Genomic DNA, 20,699 nt, shown 5'->3' with positions numbered 1-20,699 from the left:
AGGTCCGCTGACTCGCTGGGACGGCGCGGTGCGACACCTGGATGGCGGCGCACCGCGCCTTCACGTCGTTCCCTCGCCGTCACCCGGCGGCTCTGCGACATCCGCCACCGCCTGAGCGAAGGCGTGCGGTGCCTCAGCGGGCAGGTGATGACCCGCGTGCGGGATCTGACGGTGCTCGCGAGGCCCGGTGAACAGGTGCGCGTGCTGCGTTCCGTCGGTGGCGGGGAAGTTGCCGTCCGCGGTCCCGTCGAGCGTGATCGTCGGGACGGTGATCGCGGGAGCCGTCGCCAACCGCTCCTCGAGCTCGACGTATCGGTCCGCTCCGGGCGCGAGCCCGAGCCGGTGCCGGTAGGAGTGGATGACGACCTCGACGTAGTCGGGATTGTCGAACGCGATCGCCGTGCGATCGACGTCTGCGGCGCTGAACGCCCATTCCGGGGAGTTGCGGCGCCAGATCACCTCGGCGATGTCGCGCCTGTTCGCCTCGAGCCCTCGACGCCCTCGTTCGGTCGCGAAGTACCAGAAGTACCAGAAGCCGGCCTCCAGGTCGGGGCGGATCGGCGTCTGCGAGGCGGCGATGTTCTGGATGAGGTAACCGTTCACGGAGACGAGGCCGGAGATCCGCTCCGGCCACAGAGCTGCGACCACGCATGCGGCCCGCCCTCCCCAGTCGTAGCCCGCCAGGACCGGTTCCTCCAGCTCGAGGGCGTCGATGAACGCCAGAAGATCCGACCCCAGTGCCGCCTGCTCACCGGTTCGCGGTGCGCGAGCATCCCGGAACCTGGTGGGTCCGTGACCGCGCAGGTACGGCACGACGACGCGGAATCCGGCTTCTACGAGCAGAGGTGCGACGTCGACGTAGCTGTGGACGTCGTAGGGGTACCCGTGCAGGAGCACCACGGGCTCCGCCTGCGGATCGCCGATATCCACGTAGGCGACCGAGAGATCGCCGGCGTCGATTCGGCGCACGTTCGTGAACGGTTCGGCGGTGATAGTCATCTTCATCCTTCCGTGGTGCGATGCCCCGCCCGGGGTGATCCGGGCAGGGCACCGCACGGTTCGGTCACGCGACGGTCGGCTGCAGGCTCGCGACGTACGCCTTGCCTGCCGAGGCGATGACCTCGGCGACGGCGTCGGGGTTCGAGACCGAGATCGCGTGCGATGCGCCTGCGATCTCGCGCGTGCCCTGCGAGGCGGCGCGCACGGCGCCGGCGCGATGGACGGCGACGGGAATGTTCAGATCCTGGTCTCCGAACACGTGCCAGGACGGGATGCTCTTCCACGCGGGGTTTCCGGTCGGCAGCGCTTCCGAGAGCGCCGCCTCGGTCGCCGGCCGCTGGGTGGCGGCCATGAGCGCTGCGACCTCTGCCGGCACGTCAGCGGCGAACTGGTGGTGGAACAGCTCCTGACGGATCACGAACTCGGTGCCGCCTGTGGCGACCGGGTAGGCGGCGAGTGCGTTTCCGAGGGTGCTGCCCGGTTCGCTCGTGGACAGTTCGAAGGCGCTCTGGCCGGTCTCGGGCACGAAGGCCGCGACGTACACCAGCCCGACGACGGACTCGTTATCCGAGGCGGCTTCGGTGATGACGAGTCCGCCGTAGGAGTGACCGACGAGGATGACGGGGCCTCCGATCGACGCGATCACGTCGCGGACGTACGCGGCGTCGCCCGAGAGGCTGCGCAGCGGGTTCGCGACCGCCACGGCGGTGACGCCGTGGCTCTGCAGGCGTTCGACGACGCCGTTCCAGGATGCGGATTCGGCGAAAGCGCCGTGGACGAGGACGATGGTGGGCTTCTGGCTGGTCATGATCTTCTCTCTGATTGGTGGTGGTGGCAGGCGGATCAGGCGGTGGCGAAGGCTTTGCGGAGGACGTGGACGGCCTGCTCGATCGCTGCAGTGCTGGCAGCGGAGCCGCGCAGCGGGTTGAGCATCATGAAGTCGTGGATCGTCGCGTCGTACCGGACGAGCGTGGTGCGCACGCCTGCTTCGATGAGCTTGCGACCGTAGGCCTCTCCCTCATCGCGCAGGACGTCGTTCTCGTCGACGATGAGGAGCGTCTCGGGCAGCCCCTTGAGCTCGTCGACCGGGGCCCGCAGCGGGGACGCGGTCACGTCTTTGCGTGCCTGCACGTCCGGGAGGTAGTTGTCCCAGAACCAGGCCATCGCATCGGCGCGAAGGTGGAAGCCCTCGGCGAACTCGCGATAGCTGTCGGTGTTCTGCCCGGCGTCGGTGACGGGGTAGTAGAGCGACTGATGGATGAACGCGACGTCGCCGCGCCGCTTCGCGAGGATGGCGACGACAGCCGCCATATTGCCGCCCACGGAGTCGCCGGCGATGGCGAGCCGGGAGGCGTCCAGGCCCTTGCTCGCCCCGTCGTTCATGATCCAGCGCGCCGTCGCGTAGGCCTGTTCGACGGCGACCGGATGCCGCGCTTCCGGTGACCGGTCGTATTCGACGAACACGATCGCCGCGTCGGCGCCCGTCGCGAGGTCGCGTACGAGTCGGTCATGCGTCCCGGAGTCGCCGAGCACCCAGCCTCCGCCGTGGATGTAGAGCACCACGGGCAGGTCACCCTCGGCGCTTGTCGGCTTGACGATGCGCACGCGCACGTCGCCGACGTCGGCGGACACGGTGATCCATTCGTCGATGACATCCGGCTTCGAGATGGGGGCGGATTGCACGTCGTCGAGCAACTGCCGTGCGCCGTCGACGCCGCGGTCGACGAGGGACGGCGGTTGGGCTGCGGCATCCGCGAACGCCTGAGCCTCGGGCTGCAGAATGTGGTCGGTCATGTCGGTCCTTTCGTATGAAGGTGAGGACTGGGCCTCGACCGCGACTGGTCACCTGCAGCCCATGCCAGACAAGACCGGGCAGCATCGTCCGCTGTGACGACGCGGACCGGTCGGATTCACATCGGGGCGATGTGTCACAGCTCGAGGCCGTGTCTTGTCAGATGAGTGCAGACGGATTCCCGTGGCAGCCAAGCGGAACGAAGGAGCGACATGAAAATCACGGTCATCGGCGGAACGGGTCTGATCGGCGCGCGACTCGTCAGGAGCCTCCGTTCAGCAGGCCACGAGGTCCTGGCCGCTGCTCGCTCGACCGGCGTCAACTCCTATACCGGCGAAGGCTTGGAGGATGCGCTGGAGGGCGCAGAGGTCGTCGTCGACGTCTCGAATTCGTCGTACACGGACGAAGCGGCGGCGCGCGAGTTCTTCTACACCTCGACCATGAACCTGCTCAGTTACGGCGAAGCCGCCGGTGTTCGCCACCACGTGGCGCTCTCGGTCGTCGGCACGGATCGGCTCGCCCGTGCCGAGGGCGGCTATTTCGTCGCCAAGGAGCAGCAGGAACGACTCATCATGGCCTCGCAGCGCCCGTACTCCCTCGTGCATGCCACGCAGTTCTTCGAGTTCATCCGCAACATCACCGACCACGCGGTCCGCAGCGGCACGGTCCGGATCGCTGACGTCCTCATCCAGCCCATGGCCGCAGACGACGTCGCCGAAGCGGTCGCTCGAACGGCACTGGGCAAGCCCCTCCACGGCATGGTCGAGTTCGGTGGGCCCGAGGTGTTCAGCCTCGAGGAACTCGCCGTCATCGACATGCGATCGCGCCAGGACGAGCGCGAAGTCGTCCCTGACCCGCTCGGGACGTATTTCGGGGCGCATCTCGCGAACCGCGATCTGCTTCCGGAGGCCACCGCGTCGATCGCTCCGACGAGCTACCACGACTGGCGCATCCAGACGCGTGGAGCGGTCTGAGCAGCTCGGTGGCATAAATAGCTTCCTATTTACTAGGAAGCGAGGTAATCTTTCGCTCGGTTGCATCCCGCAGCCTCTCAGGAGCGGCCGATGACACGGAATCCGCACGACGAGCCCCGTTCCGAAGACGAATCGCTCGCGGCGTTCGAAGCGCAGCGCCGGCGGCTCTTCGGGATCGCCTATCGCATCCTCGGAAGCGCCTTCGAGGCGGAGGATGTCGTGCAGGAGACCTGGATCCGCTGGCATCTGTGCGACCGATCGGCTGTCCGCGACGTGGGCGCCTTCCTCGCGACGACCGCGACCCGCATCGCCATCAACGTCCTCAACAGCGCGCGATCGCGGCGGGAGACCTACATCGGCCCCTGGCTGCCGAGCCCGGTCGATACGTCCGACGATCCGCTCCTGGGTGCGGAGAACGCCGAAGCCCTCGAACTGGCGACCCTGCTGCTGATGGAGCGGCTGACCGCGACGGAACGTGCGGCCTTCGTCCTGCGCGAGGCGTTCACGTATCCGTATCCGCGGATCGGTGAGATCCTTCGGGTCTCCGAGACCGCCGCGCGGCAGCTCGTAAGCCGTGCCCGCAAGCATCTCGCGGTCGATGCCATGCACGCCGTGGACACGAGCGCCCAGAAGCGCCTGTTCCGCGTCTTCCTGGACGCGGCCCGGGGCGGGGATGCCGGCGCGCTGGAATCCCTGCTGGCCGCGGATGCGGTGAGCTACACGGACGGTGGCGGGGCCGTCCGTCGTACCGCCCGCCGCCCGATCCAGGGCAGCGAGAAGCTACAGCGGTTCCTCCTGGGCGTCGCGACGTGGTTCTGGGACGACGTCACGGTCGAACTCGTCGACGCGAACGGACGGGCCGGAGCGGTGCTCTGGCGCGGATCGCGACCCTTCGCTCTGCTCACGGTTGCGATCCGTGATGAGCGCGTGACGCGGATCTTCTGGGTCATGAATCCGGCGAAGCTGGCATCGCTCGCACCACTCGCCCTCCCGGAGGGCATGTCGTGTTAGGTTCGGCCCGTGCCAGAAGAAGCCGGACCCTCGAACGTCGCCCTCGACGACATGGTGTGCTTCAACCTGCACGCCGCCTACCGCGCCGTCACCGCCGCATACCGGCCGCTGCTCGAACCGCTGGGCGTCTCGTACCCGCAATATCTGGTCCTCGCGGCGCTCTGGGATTCCGGTGACCTCTCGGTCGGGACGCTCGTGACCCGCCTGCAGTCGGACTATGGGACGATGACGCCGCTTCTCAAGCGCATGGAGAAGCAGGGGCTGATCCGCCGCACGCGGAATGCGCAGGACGAACGCTCGGTCATCATCGCGCTGACGGAGCACGGCGAAGCCTTGCGCGTTCATTCGCCCGGCATCTATCAGTCCGTCGTCGAGACGTTCGGCTTCACCCCCGAGCGGGCTCACGCCGCCCTCGAGGTGCTGCGCTCGATCACAGCCCACGTGGCCCCGAACGATCGCTGAGGCGACAGCCTCGTTTTCGGACTGCCGTCACATCGACGGCCCTCGCCTTGTCATACCTGGTAGGCGCCGACAGTGGCGCTCGTCCAGACCGAAAGGCATGAAATGGCAAAGATCGTCGTCATCGGAGGCACCGGCCTCATCGGATCCAAGGTCGTCGCGAAGCTGACCGCGCACGGGCATGAGGCGATCGCCGCTTCGCCGAACACGGGCGTCAACTCGCTCACCGGCGAAGGGCTCGCCGAAGCGCTCGAGGGGGCCAGCACCGTCGTCGACGTGTCGAACTCGCCCTCCTTCGCGCCGGACGACGTGCTCGAGTTCTTCACCACCTCGACCCGCAATCTGCTCGCGGCCGAGCGGGCGGCCGGAGTCACCCACCACGTCGCCCTCACGATCGTGGGCACGAACCGCCCCCAGAACATCCCGTACTTCGCGGCGAAGGTCGCCCAGGAAGAGCTCATCCGCGAGTCCGGCATCGCCTACTCGCTGGTCCATGCGACGCAGTTCTTCGAGTTCGTCGGCAGCATCGCGGACATCTCGACCACGGATGACACGGTCGTGCTCCCCGGGGCTCTCATCCAGCCGATCGCCGCAGAGGATGTCGCTACCGCGGTGGCCAGAGCGGCCGCCGGCGACCCGACCGGCGACATCGAGATCGCCGGTCCCGAAGCCTTCGGGATGGACGAGTTCGCGCGGCGCGCGCTGACCTTCCGGGGTGACTCGCGGACGGTCGTCCGCGACGACACGGCTCCGTACTACGGCGCGCAGATCGAGGAGCGCACGCTCATCCCGGTCGAGGGGGCGCACATCTTCGAGACCACCCTGGAGGAGTGGCTGCCGCTCAACCCGCCGCGCAAGTAAGCGGCACCGTGCTCGATCCGGAGGAGAACACGCGAATCGGAGGACCGTCTGGCGTCGAACGGACCTCCCGACCGCGTGTTCTCCTCCGGTTCGGTGTTCCGGGCGTCCCGTAGGCCGGGCTGTCGGGTGCAGCCCGCGCCCGCCCGCGCTCACCCCAGCAGTCCGCGTCCGTCCCGGAGCTCGAAGACCAGTTGCGTCTCGGTGCCTCGCACCACGGGATGCACCGTGATGTGCTCGAGGACGATGTCGCGCAGCGCCGCGGCATCCTGCACGGCGACGTGCACGAGGAAGTCGTCGACGCCGGCGACGTGGAAGACCTGCAGCACCCGGGGGATCGCGACGAGCGCGTCGAACAGCGCGGTGACCTTCGCGCCGGTGTGGTTCGCCAGACGAACCTTGATCATCGCCTGCAGCGGATAGCCGAGTGCGGCCTCGTCGAGGCGGATGCGGGTGTCACGGATGATCCCGCGTGTCCGAAGCGACCGGACGCGGTGCGCGCACGTCGACTCCGCCAGTGACAGACGGGCCGCGAGCGCCTTGTTCGTGATGTCGGCGTGCGCGCTGAGCGCGGCCAGGATCTCGAGATCGAGCTCGTCCAGCACCGCTGGTGTTTTCGACAAGGTCGGGCTCCTTCCGGCATCCGAATTCGCTTGAAATCTTGTTCTCATCACCAGAACTTGCGGATGTTGTCGAATCCTCCCATCTGTCTTGCGATGTGAGCAAGCATGGAGAGCATGCATCCCGACACGATGGCCGTGCACAGCGGCCGCGCCGACCTCACCGCCCTCGGCGTCCACGCGCTTCCGATCGATCTGTCGACGACGAACCCGCTGCCGGATGTCGAGCGCGGCGGAGAGTCCTATGAGGCCATGGCGACGGGCGGTCGTCCGCCGGCGAATGGAAGCATGGTCTATGCGCGGCTTTGGAACCCGACCGTCGCTCGGTTCGAGGATGCGCTCGCGGAGCTGGAGCACGCCGAGGCATCCGTCGCCTTCGGATCGGGGATGGCGGCGATGACCGCGGCGATCCTCGCGATGTGCGGTGCGACCGGACGCCGTCACGTCGTCGCGGTGCGTCCGCTCTACGGCGGGACGGATCATCTTCTGGGCTCCGGCCTCCTCGGAGTCGAGACGACCTACTGCGAACCGACGGATGTGGCCTCGGCCGTGCGGGCCGACACGGGACTCGTCGTCGTGGAGACCCCGGCGAACCCGACGCTCGACCTTGTCGACATCGCCGCGATCGTCGCCGCGGCGGACGGGGTGCCGGTGCTGGTCGACAACACGTTCGCCACCCCGGTGCTGCAGAATCCGCTGGATCACGGTGCCGCGCTGTCGCTGCACAGCGCCACCAAGTATCTCGGCGGGCACGGCGACGTGATCGCCGGCGTCATCGCGTGCAGTGAGGAGACCGCCGAGGCGCTGCGCCGCGTTCGGGCTGTGACCGGCGGGCTGCTGCATCCGCTCGGCGCCTACCTGCTGCATCGCGGACTCACCACCCTGCCGATCCGGATGCAGCGGCAGCAGGAGAGCGCGCAGCGCATCGTGCAGTGGCTGATCGATCGACCGGAGATCGAGGAGGTCTTCTTCCCCGGACTCGACGGCGACCCCCGGGGCATCCTCACGCGTCAGATGCGCGGCACGGGCGCGATGATCGCGATGCGCGTACGCGGTGGTTACGCGGCCGCGAGCGCCGTCGCGTCAGCCGTGCAGCTGTTCACGCACGCCGTCTCTCTCGGGGGAGTGGATTCGCTCATCCAGCACCCGGCGGCCCTGACGCACCGCCCGGTGCCGGCGGAGGCGCGACCGGCGGCCGATGTGCTGCGGCTGTCGATCGGGCTCGAGCATCCGGATGACCTCACCGCGGACCTCGCGCAGGCGTTCGCGGCCATGCCGTCGCTCACGCTCGCGCACTGAGCCGGAGCGGCGGCCCGGATGTCCGGGTTGGTGCGGGTGCGGGTGCCATCCACCCGCGCGAACCCGGACACGGGGAGGGGTGCTCAGCCCGCCAGCCACGCACCGAAGGCGTCGAACGAGTACGGCCGTCCGAGGAACGAGGCCACGAGATCCGCGGCATCCGCTGACCCTCCGCGCGCGAGCACTTCGTCGCGGTACCGGCCTGCGACCTCGGGGGCGAACAGATCCGCGGGGTCGAATGCGCTGAACAGATCCTTCGCGATCACCAGGCTCCACATGTACGTGTAATAGCCCGAGCTGTACGAGGTCAGGTGCCCGAAGCCGGCCTGGAAGTGCGTATCGGGCAGCAGCGAGATCACGGAGTAGCGCTGGGACAGCTCGCGCATCGCCGCGTCATGATCGGCCGGACGCTCCAGGTGCAGCCGGTAAGACACCGCCGCATAGAAGATCTGCGTCCGCACGGAGCGCCCGCGGTCGGAGTCAGCGGCTTCCCGCATGCGCGACACGAGGTCGGCGGGGATCGGGGCGCCATCGGCGTCCAGAGCGAAGGTCCGCAGGATGTCGGCATCCCAGGCCCACTCCTCCAGCATCTGCGACGGGGCCTCGACGAAGTCCCACTCGGTCGCGACGCCGGAGAACCGCGCCCAGACCTGGTCGCCGCCGAGCACATGGTGCAGCAGGTGACCGAACTCGTGGAACAGCGTCTTGACCTGCTCGTGCTCCATCAGACCCCGGGGGAAGTTGCACACCAGCACTCCTTCAGGGAGCTGGATGCCGCGCACACCCGTGACCAGATCGAACTGCGCCGCGTGCTTGTACTTGCCGTCCCGAGGATGCAGGTCGAGGTGGATGCGGCCGATGCGCTCGCCGTCGCGCAGGACGTCGTAACTGGCGACTTCGTCGGCCCAGACGGGAGCGTCGGGGACCTCGCGGTAGGTGAGCCCGAACAGGCGCCCCGTGACATCCAGCAATCCCTGGCGCACGCGCGAGAAGTCGAAGTATCGACGGACCTCCTGCGCGTCGACGTCGTACTGTTCGCGACGCAGGATCTCGCCGTAGTACTCGGCGTCGGCCGTCGTGATCTCGGTGATCGTCGGGTCGTCCCGGCGCGCGCGGGTCAGCAGCGCATCAAGATCGGCCGCGGCCCGGCCACCGGAGAGCTCGGCGATGCGCTCGATAAAGTCCCCGATCGCGGCGCCGGTGCCGATCATCTTCACCTCGGTGTCGAAGTCCGGCCAGGAGTCGTATCCCAGCAGCTGCGCCTGCTCGGCGCGCAGGTCGAGCAGCTCATGCAGCAGGGCGCCGTTGACCGGCCAGCCGCGATCGTTGTAGGCGCGGGCGATCTCCTCGCGCGCGGCGGCGTCATGGGCGTACGCACGGAACGGCCGGAAATCCGGATAGTCCGTCGTGATCTCGACGAGTCCGTCCTCGTCCTCCGGGTGCGCCGCGACGAAGTCCTCCGGGAGTCCCGCCAGACGTTCCGGCGCGATGCGGATGCTGCGGACGTCGTCGCGCACGTTGCGCGAGAACTCCTGGTCCACGACCGTGATGCGCGCACTGATCTCGGCGAGCCGGGTGCGCGTGGCGTCGTCCTGGTCGACGCCGCCTCGACGGAAGTCGCGGAGGATGCGCTCGAGCAGACGGGCGGCCTGGGCGTCGAGATCGTCGGCGTCAAGTGCCGCGAAGACCTCATAGAGCTCCCGGTCCTGGTCACGTTCGGTGACGAAGGCGGATGCCTCCTGCAGTGCCTGCTCGGCCAGTTCGCGGGCGGCGGCATCCGGGTGAACCTCGGCCAGCAGCTGCGTGAAGCTGGACGCGTTCGCCGTCGCGATCTCGCCGAGGTTCCAGAGCTGCAGCGTCTCGAGCGCCGTGCGGGACGTGCCGTCCTTGAGTCGTGCGACGACATCGCGGGCGGCCGAGAGCGAGGATTCGGAGCGTTCGGCGATGAACGCGTTCCAGTCGGCGGCGGGCAGGGCGAGCGGTTCCAGAGCCATGCGCTTCAGCTTATGGGGCGGGGTGCTTCCGTCCGGCGTGTCCGGGTTCGTGCGGGTGTGCGGCGGAGTTGGTCGCCTCAACCTGGACACGCCTGGAGGGCGTGTCCAGGTTCGTGCGCGTGCGGAGGTCGGTCACCCGCGCGAACCCGGACAAGCCAGTGCGCTTTTTCTCGTTCGTTGAGCGAGGACGTGCTCGCTCAACGCGCGAGGGAACGCCGCGCGAACACCCGCCGCCCGATCAGCCCCTGGCGCGGCGCGAACAGGTACACCAGCGCGAACGCCGCGCCCTGCACGACGACGACCAGTCCGCCAGGCGCCGCGTCGAGCCAGTAGCTGAGGTAGATGCCGGTGATGCTGCAGGCAGCAGACAGCACGGGCGCGATCAGCAGCATCCGACCGAACCGATCGGTCAGCAGCTGCGCCGTCGCGCCGGGGATGATCAGCATCGCGACCACGAGCACGACGCCGACCACCTGCAGCGCCACCACGGCCGTCAGCGCGAGGACTCCGAGCAGCAGCGCCCCCAGCATCCGCGGCGACAGGCCGATCGCGAACGCGTGCGTCGGGTCGAATGCGTACAGCGTGAGGTCGCGCCGCTTGACGATCAGCACGGCGAACGCGACGGCGGCGAGGATCCCCACCTGCACCAGGTCGCCCACCGAGACTCCGAGGATGTTCCCGAAGATGATGTGGTTGAGGTCCGTCTGACTGGGGGTCACAGAGATGAGCACGAGTCCGAGGGCGAAGAGCGTGGTGAACACGATGCCGATCGCGGCATCCTCCTTCACCCTGCTGGTGCCGCGGATCGCGCCGATCAGTGCGACCGCGAGGAAGCCGAACACAAGGGCTCCGAGCGCGAAGGGTGCTCCGACGACGTAGGCGATCACGACGCCCGGCAGGACGGCGTGCGAGACGGCGTCGCCCATCAGCGACCAGCCGACGAGCACCAGCCAGCACGACAGCAGCGCGCACACCACGGCCGCCATGACGGTGGTCGCCAGCGCCCGCACCATGAAGTCGTACTGCAGCGGTTCGAGGATCCAGTCCCAGATCACGGGGCGTCCTCCTCGGCATCCAGCCCGAAGGCTCTCGCCAACTGGGCCGGCTCCAGCGCTTCGGCGACCGCCCCGTGGAACAGCACGCGCCGCAGCAGCAGCACCGCCTCGTCGGCGAGCTCCGGCAGTGCGTGCAGGTCGTGCGTCGACACGAGCACGGTCCGGCCGGACGCCGCCAGCTCGCGCAGGAGCCGGACGATGGTCGCCTCGCTGCGCTTGTCGACACCGGCGAAGGGCTCGTCGAGCAGCAGGATGCGGGCATCCTGAGCGATGCCGCGGGCGACGAACGCGCGCTTGCGCTGCCCACCCGACAGTTGCCCGATCTGACGATCGGCGAGGCCCTGCAGTTCCACCCGTTCCAGCGCCTCGTCGACCGCCGCGCGATCGCCCGGCCGCGCGCGCCGGGTGATGCCCTGGCGTCCGTACCGGCCCATCATGACGACGTCGCGCACCGAGACGGGGAAGGTCCAGTCCACGTCCTCGCTCTGCGGTACGTAGCCGACGAGCCCGCGGCGCCGAGCGGATGCCGAGTCGCCGCCCTCAAGCCGGACCGTCCCTGCGGTGGGCCGCACGAGCCCCAGGATGGATTTGAACAGCGTGGACTTGCCGGAACCGTTCATGCCGATCAGTCCCGTCACCCGGCCGGTGTCGACCGTGAGCGAGACGTCGTCGAGCGCGACGATCTCGTCGTAGCGGACCGTGAGGCCGCTGACTTCGATCGCGCTCATCCCGTCAGCCCCGCGACGATCGTGTCGGCGTCGTGCCGGATCAGGTCGAGATATGTCGGCACGGGCCCGTCGGCCTCCGAGAGGGAGTCGACGTAGAGGATGCCGCCGAACGCGGCGTCCGTCGCCTCGGCGACCTGCTGCATGGGCTTGTCGGACACGGTCGACTCGCAGAACACTGCGGGGACGTCGTTGTCGTCGACGAACTCGATGACGTCCGCGATCTGCTGCGGGGTCGCCTGCTGCTCGGCGTTGACCGGCCAGAGGTAGGCCTCGGTGAGTCCGGCATCCCTGGCGAGATATGAGAAGGCTCCTTCGCACGTCACGAGGGCTCGCTGGTTATCGGGGAGTTCCGCGAGGGCGGCGGCGAGGTCGTCCTGCACCTGCTGCAGGTCGGCCTTGTAGGCCTCGGCGTTGGCGGCGTAGTCGTCGGCGTGCCCGGGGTCCAGTTCCGCGAAGGCCTCGGCCATCGTGTCGACGTAGAGCTGCGCGTTCGACGGACTCATCCAGGCGTGCGGATTGGGTTTTCCCGCGTAGGCGTCACCGGCGATGTCGATGACGTCGACGTCGTCGGAGACCACGACGTGCGGAACGTCGATCGTGTCGACGAACTGCGTGAACCACACCTCGAGGTTCAGGCCGTTGTCGAGGATGAGGTCGGCGTCCGCGGCCTTCCGGATGTCACCGGGGGTGGGCTCGTAACCGTGGATCTCCGCACCGGGCTTCGTGATCGACTCCACGCGCAGGTGGTCGCCCGCGACGTTCTGCGCGATGTCCGCGAGGACGGTGAACGTCGTGAGCACCAGCGGACGGTCGTCCTCGGAGGACGCGTCAGGGCCTGCGCATCCGGCGAGCAGAAGGGTGCCTGCCGCCAGGGATGCTGCGGCGAAACGAGGATTTTTAGGCACACCGAAAACATACCTTCCCGGTGTGTCCGGGACAACCGTGCGGTGCGAGGCGCGGGTGATGCGTGGGGTGTCGCGAATCGGCGCCTGGCGGCGCGGGAGACGACTATGCACGTCACCTCCAGGGGCGTTGCATCGTGGCGCCCCCAAGGGAGGGGGCGCGTTCTGCCGCATCGACTCCGGCGAGGCGGCCGTGTGCGCCACCTCCACGTAAGGCGGCCGCCCTGCTCACGGCGGATCCGCCCACGGCGGATTCGGGCCACAGGACGGATGTCGCGGCGCACGCTGGAGCCATGAGCGAAGAGAACCCCATCCCGCAGTTCGGTCCCGAGGCCAGACGCGCACTGTTCCACGAGCGCGTGCTCGTGCTCGACGGCGGCCTCGATGACGACAACGGCACGCTGCTGATGACGCAGCTGCTCACCCTGTCCGCGGAGGATCCCGTCGCGGACATCGCGCTGTGGATCCACTCGCCGGGCGGATCCGTGCCGGCGATGCTGGCCATCCGCGACCTCATGCATCTCATCCCGAATGACGTGTCCACGCTCGTCCTCGGGATGGCAGCCAGCGCAGGACAGTTCCTCCTCTCCGGAGGCGCGAAGGGCAAACGCCGCGCGCTTCCGCACGCTCGCGTGCTGATGCACCAGGGTTCGGCGGGCATCGGCGGCTCAGCCGTGGAGATCGAGGTGCAGGCGGGTGATCTCCGTCAGATGCGCGACACGGTCCTCGGGCTCATCGCCGGGGACACCGGCCAGGCGCCGGAGCGCATCTTCGAGGACTCCCTGCACGACCGGTGGTACACGGCATCCGAAGCCCTCGAGTACGGCTTCATCGACGAGATCATCACCTCGTCCGCCGACGTCTTCCCGCGTCGACGCGCACGGGTCGGACTGGGAGGACAGTCATGAGCAGCTACACCATCCCGAACGTCATCGCGCAGCATCCCCGCGGGGAGCGCATCATGGACGTCTACTCCCATCTGCTCGCCGAACGGGTGATCTACCTCGGAACGGGCATCGACGCCGGGGTCGCCAATGCGCTGATCGCCCAGTTGCTGCATCTCGACGCGGATGCCCCTGACGCCGCGATCCAGTTCTACGTCAACAGCGAGGGCGGTGATCCCGGCGCGGCGCTGGCGATCTACGACACCATGCAGCACATCCGTCCCACGATCGCGACGACGGTCGTCGGACAGGCGATCGGACCGGCCGCTCTGCTCGTGGCTGCCGGCGCTGAGGGGCAACGGGCGGCGCTGACGCACGCGCGGATCGTGCTGCATCAGCCGGCCGGTCAGTCGCGCGGCGCGATCCCCGACCTGATCCTCGCGGCCGACGAGGTCGTGCGCGTCCGGTCGGACCTCGAGGCGGTGCTCGCCCGGCACACCGGTCGTTCGGTGGATCTCCTCAGAGCCGACACCGATCGGGACCGGGTGTTCACGGCATCCGCTGCCCGGGAGTACGGGCTCATCGACACGGTGCTCGGCGCCCGCGGCTGACCACGCCGGGGCCGACACGCCGCCTGTCGGACGTTTCGACCGAGAATGGTCCGACATCCGGCGGGTCGGCCCCCGAAGCCGGACGGGCTCAGGCGGCGAGGGCGAAGACCCCGCGCCCACCGGAGGCGGAGGCGGAGACGGATGCCGGGGCCGACCGCAGCTCGTCGGCGATCGCGCTGGTGAGCTCGATGAGGCTGGTGTCGAGCGCGCCGGCGATCGCGGCGATCATCTCGCTGGACGGTTCCTTCAATCCGCGTTCGACCTCCGAGAGGTACTGCGGCGAGACGCCGGCGGTGTCGGCGGTCTCGGTGAGGGTCTCTTCGCGTTCGTGCCGGCGGCGACGCAGCTGGTCGCCCAGCAGGTGGCGCCAGAGCGGCTCCGGATGGCGATTCACAGGACGCGGGAACGGGACGATGTCGGCCATGCCTCACGATAAACCGCGCCGGCACGCACGATCGAGGCGTTCTGCTCAGAGCAGAACGACGGCGGCGACGTGCGGCGCACGAATCGGCCCCCATCCGCGGCACCGCTGTGGGAGGATCGGCCCGTGACCACCCATGTGAACGCCGACAACTTCGTCCGTGCCGAAACAGATCGGATGTTCCACGATCTGCAGCAGAGCGCAGGGGGCGTCAACGTCTTCCTGCACAACCGAGAACCCGCGGCGATCGATCGACAGACGGTCATCCGGCTGAACCGCGACACCCTGTACAGCTTCGCGGTCGTCGACGTCGCGAAGGGCGCCACTCTCTCGCTCCCCGACGCCGGCGAGCGCTACCTGTCCGCCATGATCGTGAACGAGGACCACTACGTGCAGGCGGTCTTCCATGAGACGGGCGATCACGAGCTCCACGCCGACGAACTCGGCAGCGACCACGTGGTGGTGGCCGTGCGGATTCTCGTGGACCCGGCCGACCTCGACGACGTGAGGGCCGTGGCGGGGTTGCAGGACGCGATCACTCTCACGAGCGGTTCCGCGGAGCCGTTCGAATACCCGGACTACGACGCGTCGTCGTTCGATGAGACGCGGAATGCGCTGTTGTCCCTCGCCAGGGACCTGACCGGGTTCGACCACATGTTCGGCGCCCGAGACGAGGTCGAACCCATCCGGCACCTCATCGGGACGGCGGCAGGATGGGGAGGCCTGCCCACCAGCGAGGCGTCCTACATCGGCGTGGATCCGCGTCTGCCGGTCGGACAGTACGAGCTCACCGTCGGCGATGTGCCGGTCGACGGCTTCTGGTCGATCTCGGTCTACAACGCCCAGGGCTACTTCGAGCCCAATGATCGAGACGCCTACACGGTCAACAACATCACCGCCGTGAAGAACCCTGACGGCTCCACGACCGTGCGTTTCGGCGATTACCCGCCGGAGACGCCCAATGCGATTCCGATCACCGACGGGTGGAACTACCTCGTGCGGCTGTATCGACCGCGAGCCGAGATCACCGACGGCACCTGGGTGTTCCCGACGATCAGGAGCTAGACGGAGGGCTGTGACGCGGCGGGCGTCTGCTGGCCCGCCGCCCAGCTCGCCACTAGACCGAGCCGTTCGGCGGACGGCGATCCGGGTTCTGCGGTGTAGGCCATGAGCACCTGACCCGGCTCGGCCGTGATCGCGAGCTCTTCGTAGGCGAGGGTGACATCGCCGACGATCGGATGACGGTACCGCTTGGTACCAGCTCCGTGCTGGCGGACGTCGTGCGCAGCCCACAGGCGGCGGAACACGTCGCTCTGCGTGGACAGCTCGCCGACGAGATCCTGCAGCGCCTTGTCATGCGGATCGCGGCCGGCTTCCGCGCGCATGATCGCGACGCACATCTCGGCGAACAGGTCCCAGTCCGGGTAGAAGTCCTTCGATGCCGGATCCAGGAACTGGAACCGCGCGAGGTTCGGCGTGCGGCCGCCCTCGCCGATCAGCGGCGAGAAGAACGCCCGTCCGAGCGGGTTCACGGCGATGAGGTCCTGGTGCTGGTCGCGGACGAAAGCGACGGCGCCGGTCAGGGCATCCAGCGCCCACTGCAGGCTGATCCGCGGGGCCGCACTGGATGCCGCGCGCCGCCGTGCTCGCCCGGAGGTCGGGATGCCGTCGGCGGCGCGCGCAAGATCGAACAGGTGCGCTCGCTCGGTGTCGTCCAGGAGCAGTGCGCGCGAGAGGGCGTCGAGCACCGACGACGATGCGCCGGCGATCGCTCCGCGCTCGAGCTTGGCGTAGTACTCGACGCTGACGCCGGCGAGCATCGCGACCTCGGTGCGCCGCAGCCCCGGTACCCGCCGGTTGGCGCCGCCGACGATCCCCGCCTGGTCGGGCGTCACCTTGGCGCGCCGCGACGTGAGGAACTCGCGGACCTCTGCTCGATTGTCCATGCAGCGATCGTAGGACGCCGGCTGCGCGCGAGGGGCGCTCTGCCGGTACACCCCTCGGCAGAACCTTCCTCGCGCCCGCGAAGCGGCGTTGACTGTCATCACCACACCCCAGGGAGAGAACAATGCGTGGAGTCATCATGCACGGACCCGGCGACGTCCGGGTCGAAGAGCGCGAGAAGCCGACTATCACCCGCCCCACCGACGCCGTCATCCGGATCGCCGCGACCTGCATCTGCGGCTCCGACCTCTGGCCGTACCGCGGCGCGGACAGCGTCGACGCGACCCCGATGGGTCACGAATACGTCGGCGTCGTCGAGGAGATCGGCGCGGAGGTGGCGAACGTGAAGCCGGGCGACTTCGTCGTCGGCTCGTTCTTCGCGAGTGACAACACGTGCGAGATCTGTCAGGCCGGATACCACTCCCGCTGCGTGCACGCGGTCCCGGTCGGCGCGTTCGGCACGCAGGCCGAGTACGCGCTGATCCCGCTCGCGGACGGCACGCTCGTCGCGACGCCCGGCCAGCCGGACGAGGATCTCATCCCGGCGCTGCTCGCGGCATCCGATGTCCTCGGCACGGGCTGGTTCGCGGCCGTCGCCGCTGAGGCCGGCCCCGGAAAGACGGTCGCGGTCGTCGGCGACGGAGCGGTCGGGCTGCTCGGCATCCTGGCGGCGAAGCAACGGGGAGCCGAGCGCATCATCGCGATGAGCCGGCACGCCGATCGCCAGGCCCTGGCGCGTGCCTTCGGTGCGACGGACATCGTCGAAGAGCGAGGGGATGCCGGAGTCGCGAAGATCAAGGAGCTCACGAACGGGCTCGGCGCGCACTCGGTCATCGAAGCCGTCGGCACCCAGGAGTCGATGATGCAGGCGATCCGTTCGACGCGCGCCGGCGGGCACGTCGGCTACGTCGGCGTCTCGCACGACGTGTCGCTCCCCGGCGAGGAGATGTTCTTCTCGGGCGTGCACCTGCACGGCGGGCCGGCACCGGTGCGGCGGTTCCTGCCCGAGCTCATCCAGCTCATCTGGGACCGGAAGATCGACCCCGGCAAGGTCTTCGACCTGACGCTGCCGCTGGAGGATGCCGCGGAGGGCTACCGGGCGATGGACGAGCGCCGCGCGACCAAGGTGCTGCTGACGGTCTGAACGTCGGACCCGGCAGCGGAGAGGAGCAAGCATGCACATCGAAGAGAGCCGTCCCACGGTCAAGAACCCGCCCGAGCAGTTCACCGGCGACGTCTGGTTCGACCCGATCATTGTCCCGCACGATGCCGACCAGCGGATGTCCGGCGGCCTCGTGCGCTTCGCTCCCGGCGCACGCACGGCCTGGCACTCGCACGCCCGCGGGCAGTATCTGCGGGTCACCGAGGGCGTCGCCCGTGTCGGAACCCGCGACGGGACGGTCGTCGAGGCGCACCCGGGGCAGACGATCTACACCCCGCCGGGGGAGGAGCACTGGCACGGCGCCACCGAGGACTGCTTCATGCAGCACCTCGCGCTGCTGGAGTCGGCCGACGATCCCGCCGAGACGACGACCTGGCTCGAGCACGTCACCGACGAGGAGTACGCCCGGCGGGTGTGAACCCGCGTCCTCGGCGTGTGCGGGTCAGAGAGATTCTCGACGGATCAGGGAGGTGGACAGCAGATGCTCCTTCTCGGCGGGCAGCCCGCGGATCGTCGCGAGGAGCGTGTCCGCCGCGGCACGGCCCATCTCTTCGAGCGGCTGGCGCACCGTCGTGAGCGGTGGATCCGACGTGCTGGCGATGAGGATGTCGTCGAAGCCGACGACCGAGACATCGGTCGGCACGCGGCGACCGGCAGCCTGCAGCACGCGGAGCGCTCCCGCGGCCATCAGGTCTGACGAGGCGAAGATCCCGTCGAGGTCCGGGGCCCGCTGCAGCAGCCGGGCCATCGCCGCGGTGCCGCTGTCGAGGGTGAAGTCTCCGTGCACGATCGGACCCGGAGCGATGCCGTGCCGGGCGAGCTCATCGGTCCATCCGCGGGTGCGATCCCTCGCCTGTTCGAGGTCGAGCGGCCCGGTGATGATGCCGATGGATCGGCGACCCGCCTCCACGAGCGCGCGAGCCGCGAGAACGCCTCCGCCGTAGTTGTCGGAGTCGATCACGATCGGCTCCGGGCCGATCTCGGCGTGCGGGCGCCCGACCCACGCGATCGGGACGGGCGAGTCGGCCAGTTGATCGACGAGGTGCGTGATCTCGTGCTGGAGGATGACGATCGCGCCATCGAGGGCGCCCGAGCGGAGGAAGCGCGGGATGCGGTCGAGATCCTCCTGGTCGGCGGGCAGCAGCACGGGCTGCACCTCGCCGGCGGCCAGCCCCTTCGCGGCGCCCTTGAGCACAGCGGTGAAGAAGGTGCCGCTGTGGCTCCCGAGCTCCTCGAACGCGATGATGAGTCCGACTGCTCCCGCACGACCGCCGCGCAGCACGCGGGCGGCGAAGTTGGTCTCGTAGCCGAGCCGCCGTGCCTCCCGTTCGACCGCCTGGGTCATCGCGGGGTCGACATTGGTCGCGCCGGCCAGCACACGGGCGGCGGTGGCGCGGGAGACTCCTGCCGCCTGGGCGACGTCGACGACGGTGGGTCTGGCCATGATTCTCTCCGCAGAGTTCGTTGACGGATCGAAGATCGTTCTCTTGCTGAAGAGATCTTTGCATGAATTCCGGAGAATCCTCGACACCTCGGCGTGTGCGCAGAACCCCGATTCTTGCGAGTCAGAGGTTGCCCTCCTCGATGATCTTGGCTACTGTGACCCGAACGAGAGATCGATCTCTCGGACGCACCGAAGAGTCGTCAGCACTCACATGTCCCCGAAGAAGAGGAGCTGTTGTGAACCGTCGCAAACTTGCCCTGCCCGTAGCCGCACTCGGCGCATTCGCGCTGCTGATCTCCGGATGCTCGTCCGGCGGATCAGGGTCGGAGTCCGGATCCGGCGATCCGAACGCCGAGTTCGAGTTCTGGTCGTTCACCGGGATCGGGCAGAAGGATTCCGTCGATCGGTACCTGGAGATCAATCCGGACGCCAAGGTGAAGCTGAGCGAGGTCGGCAGCACGACGGAGACGGCGACCGCCCTCACCGCCGCCCTCGCCGGCGGCCGCGTGCCCGACCTCGTCATGATCCAGAACGATGACCTCCCGAAGTTCGTCGAGAACCCGGGGAACTTCGTCGATCTGCGCACGCTCGGTGGAGACGACATCGGCGACGACTATCTCGACTGGGCGATCGACGGCGCGACCGCGGAGGACGGGTCGATCATCGGCATCCCGACCGACGTCGGCGGGCTGAGCTTCGCCTACCGTGCCGACCTGTTCGAAGCAGCGGGGCTGCCGACCGATCCGGCCGAGGTGGCGGAGATGTGGTCGACGTGGGACAAGTTCATCGAGATGGGGGAGAAGTACACCGCCGCCACGGGCGAGCCGTTCGTCGACAACGTCGAGACCAGCGTCTTCTTCTCCACTGTCAACCAGGTGAGCGAGAAGTACTACTCGCCGGACGGAGAGCTGATCTACGACACGAATCCGGAGGTCGAAGAGGCGTTCGATGTCGCCGTCCGCACCTACGAGGCCGGCATCAGTGCCAGCATCCCCGCCTGGTCTTCGGGCTGGGCTCCGGGCAAGGCGAACGGCGCGTTCGCCGTCACGACGGCTCCCTCATGGATGCTGTCCGGCATCCAGACCGACGCGCCGGACACTGAAGGGCTCTGGCGCCTGGCGTCGATCCCCGGCGTCGGCGGCAACTGGGGCGGCAGCGTCATCGCGATCCCGGCCCGCGCCGACAATCCGGAGGCGGCATGGCAGTACATCGAGACGATGCTCTCCCCGGAGGGCCAGACCGAGCACTTCGCGACGACCGGAACATTCCCCGCCGCGAATGCGGCTCTCGAGAGCGACGACGTGCGCAGCTACACCGACCCGTTCTTCGGCGACACCCCGATCGGGGCGATCATGAGCGACTCGGTGCTGCAGTTCAACTCGTTCTACAACGGCCCGGACACCAGCGCGATCGGGGCCGCGCTGCTGAACGCCCTGGTCGACATGGAGGCCGGCAACGTCGACCCGGCCGACGCCTGGCAGACCGGACTGGACAGCGCCAAAGCCGCGATCGGCGGCTGAGAACCGAATCGTCGATGGCCGG

The 20,699-nt window shown here is 68.6% G+C and carries 22 protein-coding genes; 11 read left to right on the top strand and 11 right to left on the bottom strand.

Features of this window, described 5'->3' with window-relative positions; genetic code table 11:
• Window positions 1-60: 60 nt before the first annotated feature.
• From OED01_RS15845 to OED01_RS15835, 3 genes are all read right to left on the bottom strand, one after another.
• Window positions 61-999 carry an alpha/beta fold hydrolase gene (locus tag OED01_RS15845; protein WP_264156244.1) on the bottom strand — a complete coding sequence of 313 codons (939 nt, stop codon included), beginning with the start codon at window positions 997-999 and terminating at the stop codon, window positions 61-63.
• 64 nt (window positions 1,000-1,063) lie between these two features.
• The gene (locus OED01_RS15840) at window positions 1,064-1,807 is read right to left on the bottom strand and encodes an alpha/beta fold hydrolase (RefSeq protein ID WP_264156243.1); all 744 of its coding nucleotides are present in this window, start codon (window positions 1,805-1,807) and stop codon (window positions 1,064-1,066) included.
• Between the two features lie 35 nt (window positions 1,808-1,842).
• On the bottom strand, window positions 1,843-2,793 hold the full coding sequence (locus OED01_RS15835) for an alpha/beta hydrolase (RefSeq protein ID WP_264156242.1): 951 nt from the start codon (window positions 2,791-2,793) through the stop codon (window positions 1,843-1,845).
• Between the two features lie 210 nt (window positions 2,794-3,003).
• Between OED01_RS15835 and OED01_RS15830 the strand changes: the two genes are divergently transcribed.
• From OED01_RS15830 to OED01_RS15815, 4 genes are all read left to right on the top strand, one after another.
• On the top strand, window positions 3,004-3,765 hold the full coding sequence (locus tag OED01_RS15830; protein ID WP_264156241.1) for an SDR family oxidoreductase: 762 nt from the start codon (window positions 3,004-3,006) through the stop codon (window positions 3,763-3,765).
• Window positions 3,766-3,855: 90 nt separating this feature from the next.
• Window positions 3,856-4,776, top strand: coding sequence for an RNA polymerase sigma factor SigJ (gene sigJ, locus OED01_RS15825; RefSeq protein ID WP_264156240.1), 921 nt, complete (start codon window positions 3,856-3,858; stop codon window positions 4,774-4,776).
• A 9-nt stretch (window positions 4,777-4,785) separates the two neighbouring features.
• A complete protein-coding gene (locus OED01_RS15820; RefSeq protein WP_264156239.1) occupies window positions 4,786-5,238 on the top strand; it encodes a MarR family winged helix-turn-helix transcriptional regulator in 453 nt (150 codons plus the stop codon).
• A 102-nt stretch (window positions 5,239-5,340) separates the two neighbouring features.
• Window positions 5,341-6,096: an SDR family oxidoreductase gene (locus OED01_RS15815; RefSeq protein WP_264156238.1), complete on the top strand. Its 756-nt coding sequence runs from the start codon at window positions 5,341-5,343 to the stop codon at window positions 6,094-6,096.
• 149 nt (window positions 6,097-6,245) lie between these two features.
• On the opposite strand, the gene OED01_RS15810 is transcribed toward OED01_RS15815, so the two are convergent.
• Entirely contained in the window at window positions 6,246-6,716 is a 471-nt protein-coding gene (locus tag OED01_RS15810; RefSeq protein ID WP_264156237.1) for an Lrp/AsnC family transcriptional regulator, read from the bottom strand.
• Between the two features lie 114 nt (window positions 6,717-6,830).
• Here OED01_RS15810 and OED01_RS15805 point away from each other — a divergent pair, with 114 nt between their 5' ends.
• Complete coding sequence (locus OED01_RS15805) at window positions 6,831-8,012, top strand: trans-sulfuration enzyme family protein (protein ID WP_264156236.1); 1,182 nt, start codon at window positions 6,831-6,833, stop codon at window positions 8,010-8,012.
• An 83-nt stretch (window positions 8,013-8,095) separates the two neighbouring features.
• Here OED01_RS15805 and OED01_RS15800 read toward each other — a convergent pair whose 3' ends face one another.
• The 4 genes from OED01_RS15800 to OED01_RS15785 form a co-directional block, all read right to left on the bottom strand.
• On the bottom strand, window positions 8,096-10,006 hold the full coding sequence (locus OED01_RS15800; RefSeq protein WP_264156235.1) for a M3 family metallopeptidase: 1,911 nt from the start codon (window positions 10,004-10,006) through the stop codon (window positions 8,096-8,098).
• Window positions 10,007-10,203: 197 nt separating this feature from the next.
• A complete protein-coding gene (locus tag OED01_RS15795; protein ID WP_264157991.1) occupies window positions 10,204-11,019 on the bottom strand; it encodes a metal ABC transporter permease in 816 nt (271 codons plus the stop codon).
• 38 nt (window positions 11,020-11,057) lie between these two features.
• Entirely contained in the window at window positions 11,058-11,789 is a 732-nt protein-coding gene (locus OED01_RS15790) for a metal ABC transporter ATP-binding protein (protein ID WP_264156234.1), read from the bottom strand.
• On the bottom strand, window positions 11,786-12,694 hold the full coding sequence (locus OED01_RS15785) for a metal ABC transporter substrate-binding protein (RefSeq protein ID WP_413231592.1): 909 nt from the start codon (window positions 12,692-12,694) through the stop codon (window positions 11,786-11,788). The genes OED01_RS15790 and OED01_RS15785 overlap by 4 nt, the downstream gene beginning before the upstream one ends.
• A 290-nt stretch (window positions 12,695-12,984) precedes the next feature.
• Between OED01_RS15785 and OED01_RS15780 the strand changes: the two genes are divergently transcribed.
• Both OED01_RS15780 and OED01_RS15775 read left to right on the top strand, forming a co-directional pair.
• A complete protein-coding gene (locus OED01_RS15780; protein ID WP_264156233.1) occupies window positions 12,985-13,599 on the top strand; it encodes a ClpP family protease in 615 nt (204 codons plus the stop codon).
• Window positions 13,596-14,186, top strand: coding sequence for a ClpP family protease (locus OED01_RS15775; RefSeq protein ID WP_264156232.1), 591 nt, complete (start codon window positions 13,596-13,598; stop codon window positions 14,184-14,186). The genes OED01_RS15780 and OED01_RS15775 overlap by 4 nt, the downstream gene beginning before the upstream one ends.
• A gap of 88 nt (window positions 14,187-14,274) precedes the next feature.
• On the opposite strand, the gene OED01_RS15770 is transcribed toward OED01_RS15775, so the two are convergent.
• A complete protein-coding gene (locus tag OED01_RS15770; protein ID WP_264156231.1) occupies window positions 14,275-14,610 on the bottom strand; it encodes a helix-turn-helix domain-containing protein in 336 nt (111 codons plus the stop codon).
• Window positions 14,611-14,733: 123 nt separating this feature from the next.
• Between OED01_RS15770 and OED01_RS15765 the strand changes: the two genes are divergently transcribed.
• Window positions 14,734-15,672, top strand: a complete 939-nt coding sequence (locus OED01_RS15765) for a DUF1214 domain-containing protein (protein ID WP_264156230.1) — start codon at window positions 14,734-14,736, stop codon at window positions 15,670-15,672.
• Here OED01_RS15765 and OED01_RS15760 read toward each other — a convergent pair.
• Complete coding sequence (locus OED01_RS15760; RefSeq protein ID WP_264156229.1) at window positions 15,669-16,553, bottom strand: helix-turn-helix domain-containing protein; 885 nt, start codon at window positions 16,551-16,553, stop codon at window positions 15,669-15,671. The genes OED01_RS15765 and OED01_RS15760 overlap by 4 nt on opposite strands.
• A gap of 122 nt (window positions 16,554-16,675) precedes the next feature.
• Here OED01_RS15760 and OED01_RS15755 point away from each other — a divergent pair, with 122 nt between their 5' ends.
• Window positions 16,676-17,695, top strand: coding sequence for a zinc-dependent alcohol dehydrogenase family protein (locus OED01_RS15755; RefSeq protein ID WP_264156228.1), 1,020 nt, complete (start codon window positions 16,676-16,678; stop codon window positions 17,693-17,695).
• A gap of 31 nt (window positions 17,696-17,726) precedes the next feature.
• Window positions 17,727-18,131 (top strand): (R)-mandelonitrile lyase, encoded by a 405-nt coding sequence (locus tag OED01_RS15750; protein WP_264156227.1) that lies wholly within the window; start codon window positions 17,727-17,729, stop codon window positions 18,129-18,131.
• A gap of 24 nt (window positions 18,132-18,155) precedes the next feature.
• Here the strand turns inward: OED01_RS15750 and OED01_RS15745 are convergent, their stop codons facing one another.
• The gene (locus OED01_RS15745; RefSeq protein ID WP_264156226.1) at window positions 18,156-19,157 is read right to left on the bottom strand and encodes a LacI family DNA-binding transcriptional regulator; all 1,002 of its coding nucleotides are present in this window, start codon (window positions 19,155-19,157) and stop codon (window positions 18,156-18,158) included.
• A 236-nt stretch (window positions 19,158-19,393) separates the two neighbouring features.
• Here OED01_RS15745 and OED01_RS15740 point away from each other — a divergent pair, with 236 nt between their 5' ends.
• Window positions 19,394-20,677, top strand: a complete 1,284-nt coding sequence (locus OED01_RS15740; protein ID WP_264156225.1) for an ABC transporter substrate-binding protein — start codon at window positions 19,394-19,396, stop codon at window positions 20,675-20,677.
• Window positions 20,678-20,699 lie beyond the last annotated feature (22 nt).

Origin of the sequence: Microbacterium sp. M28, assembly GCF_025836995.1 — a bacterium.
Taxonomy (GTDB): Bacteria; Actinomycetota; Actinomycetes; order Actinomycetales; family Microbacteriaceae; genus Microbacterium.
Note: the sequence above shows the minus strand (reverse complement) of the source record. Positions and strands in the feature narration are given on the sequence as shown.